This is a genomic window from Brevundimonas sp. FV1ye7S (genome assembly GCF_058680995.1).
In genome coordinates this window covers 2796063-2811008 of the sequence record NZ_CM178726.1, presented here as the reverse complement: position 1 = coordinate 2811008, position 14946 = coordinate 2796063, and the positions used below count along the sequence as shown (strand labels likewise).

Sequence of the window (14946 nt, the reverse complement as noted above, 5' to 3'; positions counted from 1 at the left end):
ATCCCTTACGGCGTCGGCACGATCTCGGTCGTTGTTCCCGACGGCGTCGTGACGGTGCGGGTGGTGACGGGCTCCTTGCCTGTTTCCTCTACGGTCGTGGTCGTGGTCGTGGTCGTTGAGGACCGAACGGTATGAGTGATCGTGCAGGTCTTGCCGCCATAGTTGTCGATGCCGACTGCGGGTTCCTGGGTGCAGGTCGGCGTCTGGTTGGCCAGATCGGTCGCGGCCTGATCCAGCGCCCGCAAACTGGTGCAACCGCTTCCGGAAACGGCCAGCGCCGTCAGGGCGATGAATCCGATGCGCGACATGACAGCCTCCGATTGACGTATGGACAATCGTTCGTCTTGTCAGGCAATGCAAATGGCCAAGCTGAACAAAAACTGGATTAATTCGCTTGGGTCAGACGCCACAGCCCCTAAATGGGGTTCAGAACAACCGTCTTCAGGAGACAGACATGGCCTTCACCTTGCCCCCGCTGCCCTACGCCTATGACGCGCTGGAGCCGGCCATCGACAAGGAGACGATGACCTTCCACCACGACAAGCACCACCAGACCTATGTCGACAACCTGAACAAGGCCATCGATGCGGCTGCGGATCTGCAGGGCAAGTCGCTGGAAGAAATCTTCACCAGCATCTCGACCGCCCCCAAGGCCGTGCGCAACAACGGCGGCGGTCACTGGAACCACAGCCTGTTCTGGGAACTGCTGGCCCCCGCCGATCAGACCGGCGAACCCTCGGCCGAGCTGAAGGCCGCCATCGACAGCGACCTGGGCGGCATGGACAAGTTCAAGGAAGACTTCAACGCCGCCGGCGCGGCACAGTTCGGCTCGGGCTGGGCCTGGCTGATCGTCCAGAACGGCAAGCTGAAGATCACCTCCACGCCGAACCAGGACAATCCGCTGATGGATGTCGTGGAAGAGCGCGGCGAGGTCGTCCTGGGCGCCGACGTCTGGGAACACGCCTATTATCTGAAATACCAGAACCGCCGCGCCGACTACCTGAAGTCCTTCTGGTCGGTGGTGAACTGGAACAAGGTCAACGAATTGTACGCCGCCGCCGTCTAGGCTTGGCCTAAGCGACAAGACGACGCCCGCCGGAACCTCCGGCGGGCGTTTTCGATTCAGCCTGCACACAGGAGTGAAACGATGCGGATTCTTATGGCGACGGCGGCCGTGACGGCCCTGACCCTGGCGGCCTGCTCCCCGGCGGCGAACGATCAGAAATCCGGCGAGCCTGCGCCGCCGAACCCGACCCAGACGGTCGCCGCCCCGGCGGAGAAGCCTGTCTATCGGTTCAAGATCGGCGCACTGGACGCTATCGCCCTGTTCGACGGCCAGAACCCCGTGCCGAACGACAACAAGGTCTTCGGCGTGGGCCTGACGCCCCAGGCGGTCGCCGCCCCACTGACCGCCGCAGGACAACCGGCCGATCCCATCATGCTGGAGATCCATCCGCTGCTGGTGCGGAACGGCGCCCGGACCATGTTGTTCGACGCCGGTCTGGGCGCGGGCAAGGGTCAGTTGATGCAGAGCCTGCAGACCGCCGGCGTCGATCCGGCCAGCATCACTGACGTGATGATCTCGCACGGCCACCCCGACCATGTGGGCGGTCTGGTCGCCGACGGCGCCCCGGCCTTCCCCAACGCCGCTATCCGGATGTCGGATGCGGAATGGGCGTCGATCCGCGCCAATCCGGAAATGGCGGACCTGGTCCGCGTGATCGCGCCCAAGGTCCAGGCCTTCCGTCCAGATGAAGAGGTCGCGCCGGGCGTGGAGGCCCAGGACACGGCCGGGCATACGCCGGGCCATGTCGCCTATCTGATCGCCGATGGTCAGAACCAGCTGCTGTATACGGGCGACCTGATGCACCACTGGGTCCTGTCGGTCGAACATCCGGACTGGACCGTCGGCTATGACGACGACCCGACGGCGGGCAAGAAGGCGCGTCTGGATGAAATCACGGCCCTGCGGGCGTCGGGCGCGCACATCTACGCCTATCACTTCCCCTTCCCTGGCCTGGGGAAGATCCAGACCCGGGAAGGCCGGGCGATGTTCATCAGCGAGGCGCAGCCGGCCGCCTGATCGTGGCCTGGCGTCGCGGGGTCAGCTCAGCGACGCCAGGCGCGCGCGTTCCGTCATGCGTTCGGCATGATGCTGCCGCAGGGTGCGTCGCTGACGCAGCAACTCGTGGATCCCATCGGCGAGATCCAGCAACTGGCTGTCGGACAGCGGTTCGACCAGGTCGATCAGCTTTTGCTTCAGCCTGTCAAAGGCCTCGTCGGTCAGGCCGGTCGTCGTCGCATGCGCCATTTCGCCCTCCGCGAGGGGATCAGGAGATGTGCCTCCGACGACAAAAAGATCGGCCGAGGTCGTGGGGTTCCTGTCCATCGTGCTTAACGCTCACCACGGCTTGACTCCGGGGGGCTGTGTGGCGATAAGCGCCGCCTTCCACGTTTCCGGTTCGCCGGAAGCGGGATTGATGACGGAAGATGCGTGGACCGCCGTTGAGATCGCATTCCCAATCGAGGGGATGCCGGGCCGTATCGTCGAAAAGAGAATAGAATGTCCAAGCGCCACAGCGCCAAATACAAGATCGACCGGGCCATGGGTGAGAACCTGTGGGGCCGCGCCAAGTCGCCGGTCAACAAGCGTTCTTACGGTCCCGGCCAGCACGGTCAGCGTCGCAAGTCGAAGGTTTCGGACTTCGGTCTGCAACTGAAGGCCAAGCAGAAGCTGAAGGGCTACTACGGCAACATCACCGAGAAGCAGTTCGCCAAGACCTATGACGAGGCGGCTCGTCGCAAGGGCAACACCTCGGAAAACCTGATCGGCCTGCTGGAATCGCGTCTGGACGCCATCGTCTACCGCGCCAAGTTCGTCCCCACCGTCTGGGCCGCCCGCCAGTTCGTCAGCCACGGCCACGTCCTGGTCAACGGCAAGAAGGTCGACATCTCTTCCTACCGCGTGAAGCCGGAAGACGTCGTCACGGTGAAGGAAAAGTCGCGCAACATGGCGCTGGTCATCGAAGCCCAGCAGTCGTCGGAACGTGACGTGCCGGATTATCTGGAACTGTCCGACCGTTCGTTCTCGGTCCGTTACGTCCGCGTGCCGGAACTGACGGACGTGCCGTATCCGGTGAAGATGGAACCGAACCTGGTCGTCGAATACTACGCTTCGTAATCGAAGCCTTCTCTGGCGCGGCGATCGTCCCTCGGGCGATCTGAGCGGCAGCAGAAAATTGAGTTGGAAGGGCCCCGGATCCGTCCGGGGCCCTTCGTTTATCGGCCTGTTCCCTTCCGGGGCGAACAGGCGCATTCTCGGGCTGTTCAGGGTTCGACGGAGCAGGGGAGGCCGCCTAAGCGATGCGCGCCGTCTTCAAATCTATGGCGTTTATCGCCGCTGTGTCGGGCGTATCCGCCTGCGCGGGGGGGGATGCGCCCAGTGTTTCGACCTTGGGCATGCCCGGCGCGCTTGAACCGATCCACGCCGCCGCCTTCACCAAGGACGCGGCCGTCTTCTGGGTCAGTTCCAACGGCTGCACCCGCAAGGAAGACCTGATCCCCATCGTCAGCATCAAGGGCGCCGATGCGGTCATCACCCTGCGCCGCCTCGACGAGGACACCTGCAAGGAACCCCTGGTCGACGGGGTCGAGCTGAAATGGTCGTTCGAGGAACTGGGCCTGGCGCCCGGCTCGCCCGTCAGCGTCAACAACCCCTATCAGCTGCCCCAGACCTGAGCCGCGCTTACCGGCCGTAACCCGGCCAGTGCGCCTTGCCCGCCCGTTCGTACTGGCGCGGCAGACCCTCGCCCTGGCCCAGGGCCACGGCGGCGTGGTGGGGCCAGTTGGGGTCGTCCAGAGCTGCGCGGGCGATGGCGATGATGTCGGCCTGGCCCGAGGCGACGATGTCTTCGGCCTGTTGCGGATCGAAGATCATGCCCACCGCCATGACAGCGGCGTCCGGCACGGCCTGCTTGACCGCCTCGGCGAAGCGGACCTGATAGCCGGGCTCGGCGCCCGGAATCTCGGCGCGGGCGACATTGCCGCCCGAGGTCAGGTGCAGATAGTCGTAGCCCATCTCATGCAGGGCGCGACCGAAGGCGATCACCTCGTCCAGGGCCACGCCGCCCTCGACCCAGTCGGACCCGTTGAAACGCACGCCCAGGGCCTTGGTCCTGGGCCAGGCCTCGCGCAGAGCCTGGGCCACCCGTAGCGGGAAGCGCATCCGGGCCTCGGCTGAACCGCCGTACTGGTCCGCGCGGTGGTTCGACAGGGGCGACAGGAATTCGGTGAGCAGATAGCCGTGGGCGGCGTGCAGTTCGACCAGGTCGAACCCGGCGCGGTCGGCGCGGCGAGCCGCGTCCTCAAAGGCGGCGATCACCCGGTCCATGTCCGCCTCGGTCATTTCGGCGGGGGTGTGCCAGTCGTCGCGGAAGGGCAGCGCAGACGGGCCGTAGGTCTGCCAGGCGCCCTCGTCCGGGCCCAGGGCGCGACCGCCCTTCCACGGCGCCGAGGTCGAGGCCTTGCGGCCGGCGTGGCCCAGTTGAACCCCGATGGGGGTGTGGGAATAGGTTCGGATGCCGCGCAGGATCTCGGCGAAGGCGGCCTCCTGTTCGTTGTTCCACAGGCCGGTGTCGTCGGGCGTGATCCGGCCGGCGGCCTCCACCCCGGTGGCCTCGATGATGACCAGGCCCGCGCCCGACACCGCCAGACGGCCGATATGCTGGACGTGCCAGGGCTGGGGCACGCCGTCGACCGCGGAATACTGACACATCGGCGCGATGACGATGCGGTTCTTCAGCGTCAGGGGGCCGATGCTGCGCGGCGAAAAGAGCTGGCTCATGGGGGCGTCCGGGGAGGGGAGAAGGACGGTAGCTATGCCGGTTGCAGTCGCGATCAAGGCCCGACCTTTCCGATTGTTCACCTGGCTTGCCGAAAATTCACGTGCCTGGCGCGTCGACGCGCGCCACAAAAGCGTCAAGCTCATTAGGGGATCACACCAATGCTTCGTCTCGCTCTCGCCATCGCCATCGCCGCCCCGCTGCTGTCGGGCTGCATCATCGTCTCGACCGAAAAGCCGACCACGCGGGTCATCACCGCCCCGGCGTCGGACCAATGATGCGCGGCCTGCTGAAGGGTCTGGCGGTCGCAGCGTGCGTCGCGCCGCTGCTGTCGGCCTGCGTCATCTATGACAGCGATGCGGGCGAGAACGTCTCGGTCAACGTGACCCGCAACGACGCCCCGCCGGCCGAAGCCATTCGCGAGGCGCGCTTTGCAGACGGCGCCCTGGTCGTCCGGGTCGATTCCAACGGCTGCACCCAGGCTTCGGACTTCGAAGTGTCCGTGGCCGAGAATTCGCCGACCGAGATCACCCTGCGTCGCACCAAGCCGGACCTGTGCAAGGCCCTGCTGCCCGACGGCGTGGAACTGCGCTGGACCTACGCCGACCTGGGCCTGGAGCCCGGCGCGCCGGCGCGGATCCTCAATCCGCTGAAGTAGTCTCGAACACCTTCAGCATCGACGACGGTATGCGCTGCGGCCTCAGGGTCGCAGCGTCCACCAGACACCATTCCGAGACGCCCTGGGCGCAGACCCGGCCCTCGGCGTCCTCGATGCGGACATAGCGGTTGAAGCGTGGTCCCTGCGGGTCGCCCACCCAGGTCCGGGCCACAATCCCGGTCGCGCCGGGCGCGATGGCGCGCAGATAGTCGATCTCGTGCCGCAGGGCGACCCAGGAGCATCGCGCCCGGGTCTCCGCGTCGAAGCGGGCGTTCCAATGGGCCGTGCCGACGTCCTGAAGCCAGCCGACATAGACGACATTGTTGACGTGGCCGTTGGCGTCGATGTGTTCGGGGCGGACCTCCAGCGGCACGACGAAGACCTCGCGATCCTCGCGCGGCGTCAGGACCGGGCGAGCCATCAGGCTTCGCCGAGCGGCACGCCCTTCTCGGCCATCAGGGCCTGAAGTTCGCCGGCCTGGAACATTTCGCGGATGATGTCCGACCCGCCGACGAATTCGCCCTTCACATACAGCTGGGGAATGGTGGGCCAGTCGGTGAAGCTCTTGACGCCCTCGCGCAGGGCTTCGTCCTGCAGCACGTCGACGCCGACGAAGGACGCCCCGACATGGTCCAGGATCTGGACGGCCAGCGAGGAGAAGCCGCAGCGGGGCTGGTCCGGCGTGCCCTTCATGAACAGCACGACGTCATGCTGGGCGACAGTGTCGCCGATGAAGGCGTGGACGGGATCGGCGGCAGGAACGGTGTCGGTCACGGGAGAGGGCCTTTCGTGAAGGTCGTCAGCTAGGGAGAGGCGACGGCCGGGTCAAGGCGTGGTCGCGTCTATGCTTCGAGATCAGGCCGCGGCCGAGGCCGTGACCCGGCCCATTTCGATCTGGGCCGCCAGGCCCGGGGGCAGGTCGCGTTCCGGCGTCGAGGCCAGCATGCTCAGCCGTTCCACGTCATTGGCGCGTATGATGACGCTGGAGATGGTCGGATCGGTCAGGACATAGCTGAGGCAGATCGCCTCGGCCGGCCAGTTGGGCGTACGATACAGGAAGCCGAAGGCGTCGCTCTGACGCGATTGGGGCGGACGTTTGGGCGCGCCGCCCAGGCCGAAGAAGCCCTTTTTCGCAACAGGCTCGGTTCCACGCGGTTTGGCGCGGCGGTCCGTGAAATAGTCGTAGGCGAAGACCGACATGTCCTGTTCGCGGGCGGCGCGGACACGATTGCGCAGCCTCCAGTCGGCGTTGATGTCGAACGGGGTCACCAGGGCGTCGAAGGCGCCGGTGGAGACATAGGTGTCCATGACCTCGCCGCCGCCCGCCACGCCCAGCAGCTTGATGCGCCCGGTGGCGCGCAGGGCCTTGAGCGCGTTCAGCGACGACTGCGGCAGCTCGTGCTCGCCCGGCTCGTGCAGCACCGCGACATCGATCCAGCCCAGGCCCGAGAAATGCAGCACCCGGTCGATGGCGCCGGTCATGCCTTCGGCCGAGAAATCGCGCGCCGCCTCGCGGCCTGCGCCGACGCCCAGGGTCAGGCTGACACAGACCAGCTTGCGATCCACATGGGCCAGGGCTTCGCCCAGCACCTCGGCCGCAACCGGATCGGCGGTCTCGAGCCGATAGGAGTTCACCCCGGCTTCCAGGGCGGAATAGAGCAGGTTCAGCGCGCCCTCACGACCGCGCGCCAGATTGTCCAGCCCGAAGCTGAGGGTCAGGTTGGAAATGGCGGCGCCGGACACGCCGAAGGGGCGATAGCGCATGGGATCAAGCCTCCTTGGGCCGGGCGGCGGTTTCGAGCGCCAGGGCGTGCAGTTCGCCGCCCATCTGTCCCTTCAACGCGGCATAGACCAACTGGTGCTGGCGCACGCGCGGCATGCCGGCGAAGGCGCTGGAGACGATGCGGGCGCGATAGTGGTCGCCGTCTCCGGCCAGGTCGTCGATGGCGATCTCGGCGTCGGGAAAGGCCTCGACCAGATGCTGGCGCAGGGTTTCGACGGACATGGGCATGGGCGGGGCTCTCGGATCGTTCCCCTTCAGCATGCCCGATAAACCTTAATGCCGGGCTACGCCTGTTTCGGCCGTTCAAAGAGCTGAACCGGACTGTCCTTGTATGTCGTCGTCGCATAGGGGCGGTAGCCGACCCGTTCCGCCAGCCGAACGGAGGCGAGGTTCTCCGGCGCGATCATGCAGACAGTGCGTGCGGCCGGCAGGCGGACGTCCGCCCAGTCCAGAACCGCTTGCACGGCTTCAAAAGCGAAGCCCTGGCCTTGGCAGGCCGGCGAAAGGCCCCAGCCCAGTTCGGGGTCGGCCAGAGGCGGATCGATCAGTCGTCGGTGATCCAGTATCGAGACGCTGCCCAGATAGGAGCCGTTGTCCGCCAGGCGGACGGTCCAGGCGCCGTAGCCGGCGACGCTCCACTGTCCCAGGTCGCGTAGCAGCCGAAACCAGACCTCCTCGCTCGTCAGGGCCCGACCCGTGATGTGGCGGGTGAATTCTTCGTCGGCCCAAAGCGTGATCAGGGAGCTTAGGTCGTTCACCTCGACCGGCGTCAGAACCAGCCTCTCAGTCTTGAGAATTTCAGAGTTCACATCAGGCCCAGTTGCTTGAAGCTGGCCACCCCGTCGCGGCCGACGACCAGATGGTCGTGAACCTCGACGTTAAGGGCTCGGCCGGCCTGCACAACCTGTTTCGTGATCTCGATGTCGGCGCGGCTGGGGGTGGGGTCGCCGGACGGATGGTTGTGGACCAGGATCAGGGCGCTGGCCGACAGCTCCAAGGCGCGCCGCACGACCTCGCGGGGATAGACGGGGGCGTGATCGACGGTGCCGCGGTTCTGCACCTCGTCCAGGATCAGCTGGTTCTTCTTGTCCAGATACAGAATGCGGAACTGCTCGCGCGGCTCATGTTGCAGGGCCACGCGGACATAGGCCAGCAAAGCGCTCCACGACGAGATGACCGGCCGTTTCGCCGTCGGCTCGCGCGCGATCCGGCGCGTCACGTCGAAGATCAGCTGCAGGTCCAGCGCGACCGCCCGCGTCGCCTTGCCGGGCACATAGGCCAGGGTCCGCGCCACCTGGTCCTCGACGGCCTCGTGACTGGCGGCGCCTATGCCCTCCAACCCGCCGAACCGGGACAGCAGATCCTTGGCCAGCGGCTTGACGTCCTTGTACGGGATCGAGCGGAACAGCAGCAGTTCCAGCAGCTCATAGTCGGGCAGGGCGCCCAACCCGCCCTTGGCCGCCCGCTCGCGCAGCCGGTCGCGATGACCGCTGTGGCGCGGCTTCGGTTTGGGTTCGGGTGTCAGGTCGTCCAGCATGTCCCCTGCCTCTCCCGCCGCAACCTGTGCGGAAGACGAGGGGGGATCAAGGGTTCAGTTGGGGCGGAACAGTCCGGCCGGGCTGACGGTGAAGATTTCCAGCCCGTCTTCCGTCACCCCGATGGTGTGTTCGCACTGGGCCGACAGGGACTTGTCGCGCGTCACGGCGGTCCAGCCGTCGGACAGGACCTTCACATGGGGCTTGCCCAGGTTCACCATCGGCTCGACGGTGAAGAACATGCCGGGCTTCAGCACGGCGCCCTCGCCCTTGCGGCCGTAGTGCAGGACATTGGGGCTGTCGTGGAAGACCCGGCCGATGCCGTGGCCGCAGAAGTCGCGCACCACGCTCATGCGCTGGGCCTCGACGAATTTCTGGATGGCGAAACCGATGTCGCCGAAGGTATTGCCCGGCTTGACCTGTTCCAGGCCTAGCTCCAGCGACTGATAGGTCACATCGATCAGCTTCTTGGCGCGGGCGTTGATTTCGCCGACCGCATACATGCGGCTTGAGTCGCCGTGCCAGCCGTCGACGATGACCGTGTGGTCGATGTTGACGATGTCGCCGTCCTTCAGCACCCGGTCGCCGGGGATGCCGTGGCAGACGACGTGGTTGATCGAGGTGCAGACGGTCTTCTCGTAACCCTTGTAGCCCAGGCACGCCGGCAGGCCGCCGTGGTCCAGAGTGAACTCGCGGATCAGGTCGTCGATCGTGCTGGTCAGCACGCCCGGCTGAACATGGGGGGTGATCATGTCCAGCGCCTCGGCGACCAGACGACCGGCCTTGCGCATCCCCTCGAAGTCCTCCGCCTGGTGAATGCGGATGGCGCTGGTGCGGACCAGGGCGTCGGTTTCGAGATCGGGCGTTTCGTACATGGTTCAATCAGCAGCGGCGGGTATTTTCAGATGACCATCCTATCATGGATACGCAAGGCGATTGTGCGGCGGTCAAGGATTCCTTACCCGACGTCATGCCAGACTGTGTGTTGCACGACACTGTCGCCTGACGGAATGAACCTGCCGCCGCGTAACCTCTCGCCGGTGTGATCGTGTGCGATTTTTCCGACACAGTTTCGCCCGTTTCCCGGCCGAGACCCGCCACGCATGCAACGTTTTCCTGACGAAAGCGCTGCCGTGCACAACCCTCCCCGATACCCACCGCCGCGTTTGATGGCGGGGGCAACACTATAGGAATGGCTTAATGACTCCCAGGAATCTCGCTCGTATGGGCGGCATCGCCCTGACCACCGTCCTGCTGGCCGGCGTCGCCGCGCCTGCCATGGCCGGTTCGTTCTACGTGCAGGAACAATCGACCCGCGGCCAGGGCCGCGCCAACTCGGGCGAAGGCGCCGACAAGGGCGTGCAATCGCTGTGGTGGAACCCCGCCGCGATCGCCGGAACCCAGCGCCAGGTCTACACCGGCATGCACGGCCTGATCCTGGACTCAGACGTCAATGATCGCGGCTCCAGCCTGACCTACAACGTCCCCACCCCGGCCATCGTCAGCCGGACTGCGCCGGTCAACGGCGATCCGCACGTCCATAACGTGGTCGAAAGCGGCATCATCCCGAACTTCGCCGTCTCCATGCCGATCGGCGAGCGCTTCAACGTCGGCATGGCCGTCCAGGCGCCGTTCAACTTCACCACCAAGTACGAGCCGACCGATTTCGCCCGCTACGACGCCCTGACGTCGGAACTGCGCTCGGCCAACGTCAGCCTGGTGGCCGCCATGACGGTCACGGACTGGCTGGACATCGGCGCCGGCTTTGACGCCCAGTACGCCAAGGCGACCCTGAGCTCGGCCCTGCCGAACGTGGCCATCCCCGGCGTCTTTGCTCCGACCTATGCCGTCTCGCCCAGCACCGACGGCCGCAACCAGCTTGAGGGCGACGGCTGGGATTACGGCTGGAACGCCGGCGCCCAGATGCATTTCGGCAAGCTGGACCTGGGTCTGTCCTATCGCTCCAAGATCGAGCACGAGCTGGAAGGCACCGTGAACATCTCGGGCCTGACCGGCGTTCTGGCGGCCGCCAACGTCTCGGCTGACGGCGTCGCCAGCTTCACCACCCCCTGGTACGCTACCGTCTCGGCCCGTTACGCCGTCAACGACCGCCTGACGCTGAACGCCCAGGTCAACCAGATCGGCTGGAGCGAGTTCGACGCCATCCGCGTGACCTATGGAACGTCCGGTTCCTCGACCATCGTTCAGGACTATGACGACGTCACCTCCGGCGCGATCGGCTTCGACTACAAGATCGATCCGACCATGACGGTCCGCGCCGGCCTGGGCTACGACCCGACCCCGACGCCGGACGATCACCGCACCGCGCGTATCCCGGACGGCGACCGGTTCCTCTACACCGCCGGTCTGTCGAAGAGCGTGGGCTCCATGACCTTCGACGGCGCCGTGACCTATATCGACATCGATACGGCCACGATCAACGACACCCGCGACGTGTATGGCAACGGCCTGGTTGTCTCGACCCTGCGCGGCGAGGCCAAGGGCCACGGCGTCGGCTTCTCGATGGGCGCGACCTGGAACTTCTAAGGTCCACAGCCATCGGCTGAAAAAAGAACGGCGGCTCCTGCAAAGGAGCCGCCGTTTTTTATCGCCGATTTCCGGTCCGCCACCCTCGGGGCAAGCCCGAGGGTGGCGAGCGGGGATCAGGCCTTGGCCGCGCCGCCGTAGCCCTTGCCGCCGTTCGACGGACGGCGACGGGGACGGCGCTTCATTTCGCCTTCCGCAGGCTTGGCGTTGTCGTTGATCGAGGGCACGCGCTCACCGGCCAGGGGGTTGTAGGCGCGCTCGGGACGCGGAGCCGCCGGAGTCTCGCCGGGACGGGCGCGGCGCTGGCGATGGGGCTGGCCGCCGCCTTCCGGACGGACGCCGTCGCGGTGCGGCACGCGGCTGCGTCCACGACCGCCCCGGCCGCCTTCATTGCGCTCGCCGCCTTCGCGTTCAGGCATGGTCGCCTTCTTGCCGACGCCGGTCGCCATGATGGTGGCGTCCAGCTGGCCCAGGGCCTTGTCGTTGCGGCGGTCGATGGCCGGGATCTTCTGGCGCGTGACCTTTTCGATATCCTTCAGCAGCTTCATCTCGTCGCCGGCGACGAAGCTGATGGCGGTGCCGTCGGCGCCCGCGCGGGCCGTCCGGCCGATGCGGTGCACATAGGCCTCAGGCACATGGGGCAGCTCGAAGTTCACGACGTGCGAGACGCCGTCCACATCGATGCCGCGCGCGGCGATGTCGGTGGCGACCAGGACGCGCAGCTTGCCCTTCTTGAAGGCGTCCAGCGTGCGTTCACGCTGGGGCTGGGACTTGTTGCCGTGGATGGCGCCGGCCTCGACCCCGCCCGCTTCCAGATAGGCCGCGACCTTGTCGGCGCCGTGCTTGGTCTTGGTGAAGACCAGGCAGCGCGTGTACTCGGGATCGCTGAACATTTCGGTCAGCAGGGCGCGCTTGCGGCCCTGTTCGACGTGGACGACCGACTGGCTGATGCGCTGGACGGTGGTGGATTGCGGCGTGACCTGGACCTTGACCGGGTCCTTCAGCAGCTCGCCCGCCAGCTTGCCGATCTCGGTCGGCATGGTCGCCGAGAAGAACAGGTTCTGGCGCTTGGCCGGGATGCGGCTGACGATCTGGCGGATCGGCTTGATGAAGCCCAGGTCCAGCATCTGGTCGGCTTCGTCCAGGACGAAGATCTCGGTCGAGGACAGGTCCAGGTTCTTCTGCTGGATGTGGTCCAGCAGACGGCCGGGCGCCGCGACCAGGATGTCCAGACCCTGTTGCAGGGCCCGCTCCTGGGCGCCGTATTTCACGCCGCCGAAGATGACCGCGACCCGGAAGCCCAGGTGGGCGCCGTAAGCCTTGAAGCTGTCGCCGATCTGGGTGGCCAGTTCACGCGTGGGCGACAGGACCAGCACGCGCGTCGTGCGCGGCTTGGGGGCGATGCGGTTCTCGGCCAGGCGGTGCAGGATCGGCAGGGCGAAGGCGGCGGTCTTGCCGGTGCCCGTCTGGGCGATGCCCAGCAGGTCCTTGCCCTGCATGACGTCGGGGATGGCCTTTTCCTGGATCGGGGTCGGCTTGGTGTAGCCTTCCGACGCCAGCGCCTGGAGAAGGGCCTTGTTCAGGCCCATGGATTCGAATGTGGTGCTCACAGCAGTGTCTTTCGCGTGCGGCAGGGCGCTTTCAGCCATGGCATGACGCCGTAGGGCCGCGCACCGCCAGTCCCGGCCGGGCTTCGGAATGAAGCCTGCGGGGTGGATCGGGCGCCGCCCCGCGTGTCCGGGCAGCGAATGAACTTGAGGGGCCGGCGGCTTCTACAGACAGGTCCGAGATGGACTTACACGCGCTGGAGACGCCGGAGATCGCGATTGTGCGACGCAGCGCAAATGGAGGTTCGCGGACGTAAAGTCAAGCCTGAAGCCCTTCAGCCCGCCAGGGCGGCGGCCACGAGCGTCTTGGCCTCGGCCTGGACCTGGGCCAGGTGATCCGCTCCCAGGAAGGACTCTGCGTAGATCTTGTACACGTCCTCGGTGCCCGACGGGCGGGCGGCGAACCAGGCGTCGGCGGTCACGACCTTGAGCCCGCCGATGGCCTCGCCATTGCCGGGGGCCTTGGTCAGGATGTCGGTGATCGGCTGACCGGCCAGGGTGGTGGTGGCGGCGACGTCGGCGGAGCTCAAGGCGGCCAGACGCGCCTTCTGCGTCCGATCTGCGGGGGCGTCGATCCGGGCATAGGCGGGAGCGCCGTATTGTTCGGTCAGGCCGGCATAGAGCTGGCTGGCGCTCTGACCCGTGCGGGCCTGGATCTCGGCCGCCAGCAGACACAGCAGCAGGCCGTCCTTGTCTGTGGACCAGGCCGTGCCGTCGCGCCGGAGGAAGGTCGCCCCGGCCGATTCCTCGCCGCCGAAGCCGACGGTTCCGTCCAGCAGGCCGGGCACGAAATGCTTGAACCCGACGGGCACCTCCAGCAGGCGGCGGCCCATGCCGGCGACGACGCGGTCTATCATCGAAGACGAGACCAGGGTCTTGCCCACCGCCACGTCCGGGCCCCAGCCGGGACGGTTGACGAACAGATAGGCGACGGCCGCCGCCAGGAAATGATTGGGGTTCATCAGGCCGCCGTCGGGCGTGACGATGCCGTGGCGGTCCGCGTCGGCGTCATTGCCGAAGGCCAGATCATAGGCCGATCCGCCCTGCATCATCTGGATCAGATTGGCCATGGCGCTGGGCGATGAACAGTCCATGCGGATCTTGCCGTCGGCGTCCAGCGGCATGAAGGCCCAGCGCGGATCGACGGCGTCGTTGACCACGGTCAGGTTCAGCCGGTGGCGATCGGCGATCTCGCCCCAATAGGCCACGGCCGCTCCGCCCAGCGGATCGGCCCCCATGCGGACCCCGGCGTCGCGGATGGCGTCCAGGTCCAGCACGCTGGGCAGGTCGTCGATATAGGCGCCCAGGAAGTCGAACCGGCCCGCCGTGGCGTAAGCCCTGTCGAACGGGACGCGCTTCACCTCGGCCAGGCCGCCCTCGATCAGCTGATTGGCGCGGGCGGCGATGGCGCCGGTGGCGTCGCTCCCGGCCGGACCGCCGGAGGGGGGATTGTATTTGATGCCGCCGTCGCGGGGCGGATTGTGCGACGGGGTGATCAGGATCCCGTCGGCCTGGCGCGTATTGGCGCGGTTGTAGGCCAGGATGGCGTGGGACACGGCCGGGGTCGGGGTGAAGCCGTCACGGGCGTCGATCAGCACCTCGACGCCATTGCCGACCAGCACCTCCAGCGTAGTGCGCCAGGCGGGTTCGGACAGGCCGTGGGTGTCGCGCCCGACGAACAGCGGGCCGTCGATCCCCTGCGCCGCGCGATATTCGGCGACCGCCTGGGCGATGGCCAGGATGTGGCTCTCGGTAAAGGCGCCGTCCAGAGCCGAGCCCCGGTGTCCCGAGGTGCCGAACACCACCCGCTGGGCCGGGTCGGCCATGTCGGGCCGGCCGGATCCATAGGCGCCGATCAGGGCGTCGAGGTCGATCAGGTCTTCCGGTAGGGCCTGGCGGCCGGCGCGAGCGTGCATGAGAGTGTATCCGTCGGTCTGTGCGTCGCTGGGGCGCGCGAGGCGGTGTTAGGGGCGCG

At 66.7% G+C, this 14946-nt stretch carries 18 protein-coding genes; 6 read left to right on the top strand and 12 right to left on the bottom strand.

All coding sequences use genetic code 11. From position 1 onward, the window contains the following. Positions 1-5 precede the first annotated feature (5 nt). Complete coding sequence (locus ACW18C_RS13740; protein ID WP_492071486.1) at positions 6-308, bottom strand: hypothetical protein; 303 nt, start codon at positions 306-308, stop codon at positions 6-8. 146 nt (positions 309-454) lie between these two features. Between ACW18C_RS13740 and ACW18C_RS13735 the strand changes: the two genes are divergently transcribed. Both ACW18C_RS13735 and ACW18C_RS13730 read left to right on the top strand, forming a co-directional pair. Then, positions 455-1066 carry a superoxide dismutase gene (locus ACW18C_RS13735; protein WP_008263343.1) on the top strand — a complete coding sequence of 204 codons (612 nt, stop codon included), beginning with the start codon at positions 455-457 and terminating at the stop codon, positions 1064-1066. Positions 1067-1147: 81 nt separating this feature from the next. Beyond that, the gene (locus tag ACW18C_RS13730; RefSeq protein ID WP_492071485.1) at positions 1148-2083 is read left to right on the top strand and encodes an MBL fold metallo-hydrolase; all 936 of its coding nucleotides are present in this window, start codon (positions 1148-1150) and stop codon (positions 2081-2083) included. Between the two features lie 21 nt (positions 2084-2104). Here the strand turns inward: ACW18C_RS13730 and ACW18C_RS13725 are convergent, their stop codons facing one another. Next, complete coding sequence (locus ACW18C_RS13725; RefSeq protein ID WP_492071483.1) at positions 2105-2311, bottom strand: hypothetical protein; 207 nt, start codon at positions 2309-2311, stop codon at positions 2105-2107. Between the two features lie 252 nt (positions 2312-2563). Here ACW18C_RS13725 and rpsD point away from each other — a divergent pair, with 252 nt between their 5' ends. Continuing rightward, a complete protein-coding gene (rpsD, locus tag ACW18C_RS13720) occupies positions 2564-3181 on the top strand; it encodes a 30S ribosomal protein S4 (protein WP_008260153.1) in 618 nt (205 codons plus the stop codon). A 182-nt stretch (positions 3182-3363) separates the two neighbouring features. Further along, positions 3364-3738 carry a hypothetical protein gene (locus ACW18C_RS13715; protein ID WP_492071482.1) on the top strand — a complete coding sequence of 125 codons (375 nt, stop codon included), beginning with the start codon at positions 3364-3366 and terminating at the stop codon, positions 3736-3738. 7 nt (positions 3739-3745) lie between these two features. Here the strand turns inward: ACW18C_RS13715 and ACW18C_RS13710 are convergent, their stop codons facing one another. Then, positions 3746-4843 carry an NADH:flavin oxidoreductase/NADH oxidase gene (locus ACW18C_RS13710; protein ID WP_492071481.1) on the bottom strand — a complete coding sequence of 366 codons (1098 nt, stop codon included), beginning with the start codon at positions 4841-4843 and terminating at the stop codon, positions 3746-3748. A gap of 272 nt (positions 4844-5115) precedes the next feature. Between ACW18C_RS13710 and ACW18C_RS13705 the strand changes: the two genes are divergently transcribed. Next, positions 5116-5499 (top strand): hypothetical protein, encoded by a 384-nt coding sequence (locus tag ACW18C_RS13705; RefSeq protein ID WP_008260732.1) that lies wholly within the window; start codon positions 5116-5118, stop codon positions 5497-5499. Here the strand turns inward: ACW18C_RS13705 and ACW18C_RS13700 are convergent. The 7 genes from ACW18C_RS13700 to map form a co-directional block, all read right to left on the bottom strand. Continuing rightward, the gene (locus ACW18C_RS13700) at positions 5483-5920 is read right to left on the bottom strand and encodes an acyl-CoA thioesterase (RefSeq protein ID WP_008258943.1); all 438 of its coding nucleotides are present in this window, start codon (positions 5918-5920) and stop codon (positions 5483-5485) included. The genes ACW18C_RS13705 and ACW18C_RS13700 overlap by 17 nt on opposite strands. Continuing rightward, complete coding sequence (gene grxD / locus ACW18C_RS13695; RefSeq protein ID WP_008264037.1) at positions 5920-6273, bottom strand: Grx4 family monothiol glutaredoxin; 354 nt, start codon at positions 6271-6273, stop codon at positions 5920-5922. The genes ACW18C_RS13700 and grxD overlap by 1 nt, the downstream gene beginning before the upstream one ends. 81 nt (positions 6274-6354) lie before the next feature. Beyond that, a complete protein-coding gene (locus ACW18C_RS13690; RefSeq protein ID WP_008261640.1) occupies positions 6355-7263 on the bottom strand; it encodes an aldo-keto reductase family protein in 909 nt (302 codons plus the stop codon). Between the two features lie 4 nt (positions 7264-7267). Continuing rightward, positions 7268-7510, bottom strand: coding sequence for a BolA/IbaG family iron-sulfur metabolism protein (locus ACW18C_RS13685; RefSeq protein WP_492071480.1), 243 nt, complete (start codon positions 7508-7510; stop codon positions 7268-7270). Positions 7511-7566: 56 nt separating this feature from the next. Continuing rightward, a complete protein-coding gene (locus ACW18C_RS13680; protein WP_492071479.1) occupies positions 7567-8091 on the bottom strand; it encodes a GNAT family N-acetyltransferase in 525 nt (174 codons plus the stop codon). Beyond that, positions 8088-8819: a RadC family protein gene (gene radC, locus ACW18C_RS13675; RefSeq protein WP_492071478.1), complete on the bottom strand. Its 732-nt coding sequence runs from the start codon at positions 8817-8819 to the stop codon at positions 8088-8090. Before radC ends, ACW18C_RS13680 begins: the two co-directional genes overlap by 4 nt. Positions 8820-8873: 54 nt before the next feature. Beyond that, complete coding sequence (map, locus tag ACW18C_RS13670) at positions 8874-9692, bottom strand: type I methionyl aminopeptidase (protein WP_492071477.1); 819 nt, start codon at positions 9690-9692, stop codon at positions 8874-8876. Between the two features lie 349 nt (positions 9693-10041). On the opposite strand from map, the gene ACW18C_RS13665 reads away from it, so the two are divergent. Then, positions 10042-11364 carry an OmpP1/FadL family transporter gene (locus ACW18C_RS13665; protein ID WP_492071476.1) on the top strand — a complete coding sequence of 441 codons (1323 nt, stop codon included), beginning with the start codon at positions 10042-10044 and terminating at the stop codon, positions 11362-11364. A 116-nt stretch (positions 11365-11480) separates the two neighbouring features. Here the strand turns inward: ACW18C_RS13665 and ACW18C_RS13660 are convergent, their stop codons facing one another. Beyond that, a complete protein-coding gene (locus ACW18C_RS13660) occupies positions 11481-13013 on the bottom strand; it encodes a DEAD/DEAH box helicase (RefSeq protein WP_197019757.1) in 1533 nt (510 codons plus the stop codon). A gap of 233 nt (positions 13014-13246) precedes the next feature. Continuing rightward, a complete protein-coding gene (gene pgm / locus ACW18C_RS13655; RefSeq protein WP_492071475.1) occupies positions 13247-14887 on the bottom strand; it encodes a phosphoglucomutase (alpha-D-glucose-1,6-bisphosphate-dependent) in 1641 nt (546 codons plus the stop codon). Positions 14888-14946: the final 59 nt, after the last annotated feature.

What these genes read in the sequence shown, in the direction of transcription:
- ACW18C_RS13705 (WP_008260732.1), top strand. Translation starts at nt 5,116, where the DNA reads ATGATGCGCGGCCTGCTGAAGGGTCTGGCGGTCGCAGCGTGCGTCGCG.
- pgm (WP_492071475.1), bottom strand. Translation starts at nt 14,887, where the DNA reads ATGCACGCTCGCGCCGGCCGCCAGGCCCTACCGGAAGACCTGATCGAC.
- ACW18C_RS13715 (WP_492071482.1), top strand. Translation starts at nt 3,364, where the DNA reads ATGCGCGCCGTCTTCAAATCTATGGCGTTTATCGCCGCTGTGTCGGGC.
- radC (WP_492071478.1), bottom strand. Translation starts at nt 8,819, where the DNA reads ATGCTGGACGACCTGACACCCGAACCCAAACCGAAGCCGCGCCACAGC.
- ACW18C_RS13660 (WP_197019757.1), bottom strand. Translation starts at nt 13,013, where the DNA reads ATGGCTGAAAGCGCCCTGCCGCACGCGAAAGACACTGCTGTGAGCACC.
- ACW18C_RS13700 (WP_008258943.1), bottom strand. Translation starts at nt 5,920, where the DNA reads ATGGCTCGCCCGGTCCTGACGCCGCGCGAGGATCGCGAGGTCTTCGTC.
- ACW18C_RS13710 (WP_492071481.1), bottom strand. Translation starts at nt 4,843, where the DNA reads ATGAGCCAGCTCTTTTCGCCGCGCAGCATCGGCCCCCTGACGCTGAAG.
- ACW18C_RS13735 (WP_008263343.1), top strand. Translation starts at nt 455, where the DNA reads ATGGCCTTCACCTTGCCCCCGCTGCCCTACGCCTATGACGCGCTGGAG.
- ACW18C_RS13690 (WP_008261640.1), bottom strand. Translation starts at nt 7,263, where the DNA reads ATGCGCTATCGCCCCTTCGGCGTGTCCGGCGCCGCCATTTCCAACCTG.
- ACW18C_RS13740 (WP_492071486.1), bottom strand. Translation starts at nt 308, where the DNA reads ATGTCGCGCATCGGATTCATCGCCCTGACGGCGCTGGCCGTTTCCGGA.
- ACW18C_RS13665 (WP_492071476.1), top strand. Translation starts at nt 10,042, where the DNA reads ATGGGCGGCATCGCCCTGACCACCGTCCTGCTGGCCGGCGTCGCCGCG.
- ACW18C_RS13730 (WP_492071485.1), top strand. Translation starts at nt 1,148, where the DNA reads ATGCGGATTCTTATGGCGACGGCGGCCGTGACGGCCCTGACCCTGGCG.
- rpsD (WP_008260153.1), top strand. Translation starts at nt 2,564, where the DNA reads ATGTCCAAGCGCCACAGCGCCAAATACAAGATCGACCGGGCCATGGGT.
- ACW18C_RS13725 (WP_492071483.1), bottom strand. Translation starts at nt 2,311, where the DNA reads ATGGCGCATGCGACGACGACCGGCCTGACCGACGAGGCCTTTGACAGG.
- ACW18C_RS13685 (WP_492071480.1), bottom strand. Translation starts at nt 7,510, where the DNA reads ATGCCCATGTCCGTCGAAACCCTGCGCCAGCATCTGGTCGAGGCCTTT.
- map (WP_492071477.1), bottom strand. Translation starts at nt 9,692, where the DNA reads ATGTACGAAACGCCCGATCTCGAAACCGACGCCCTGGTCCGCACCAGC.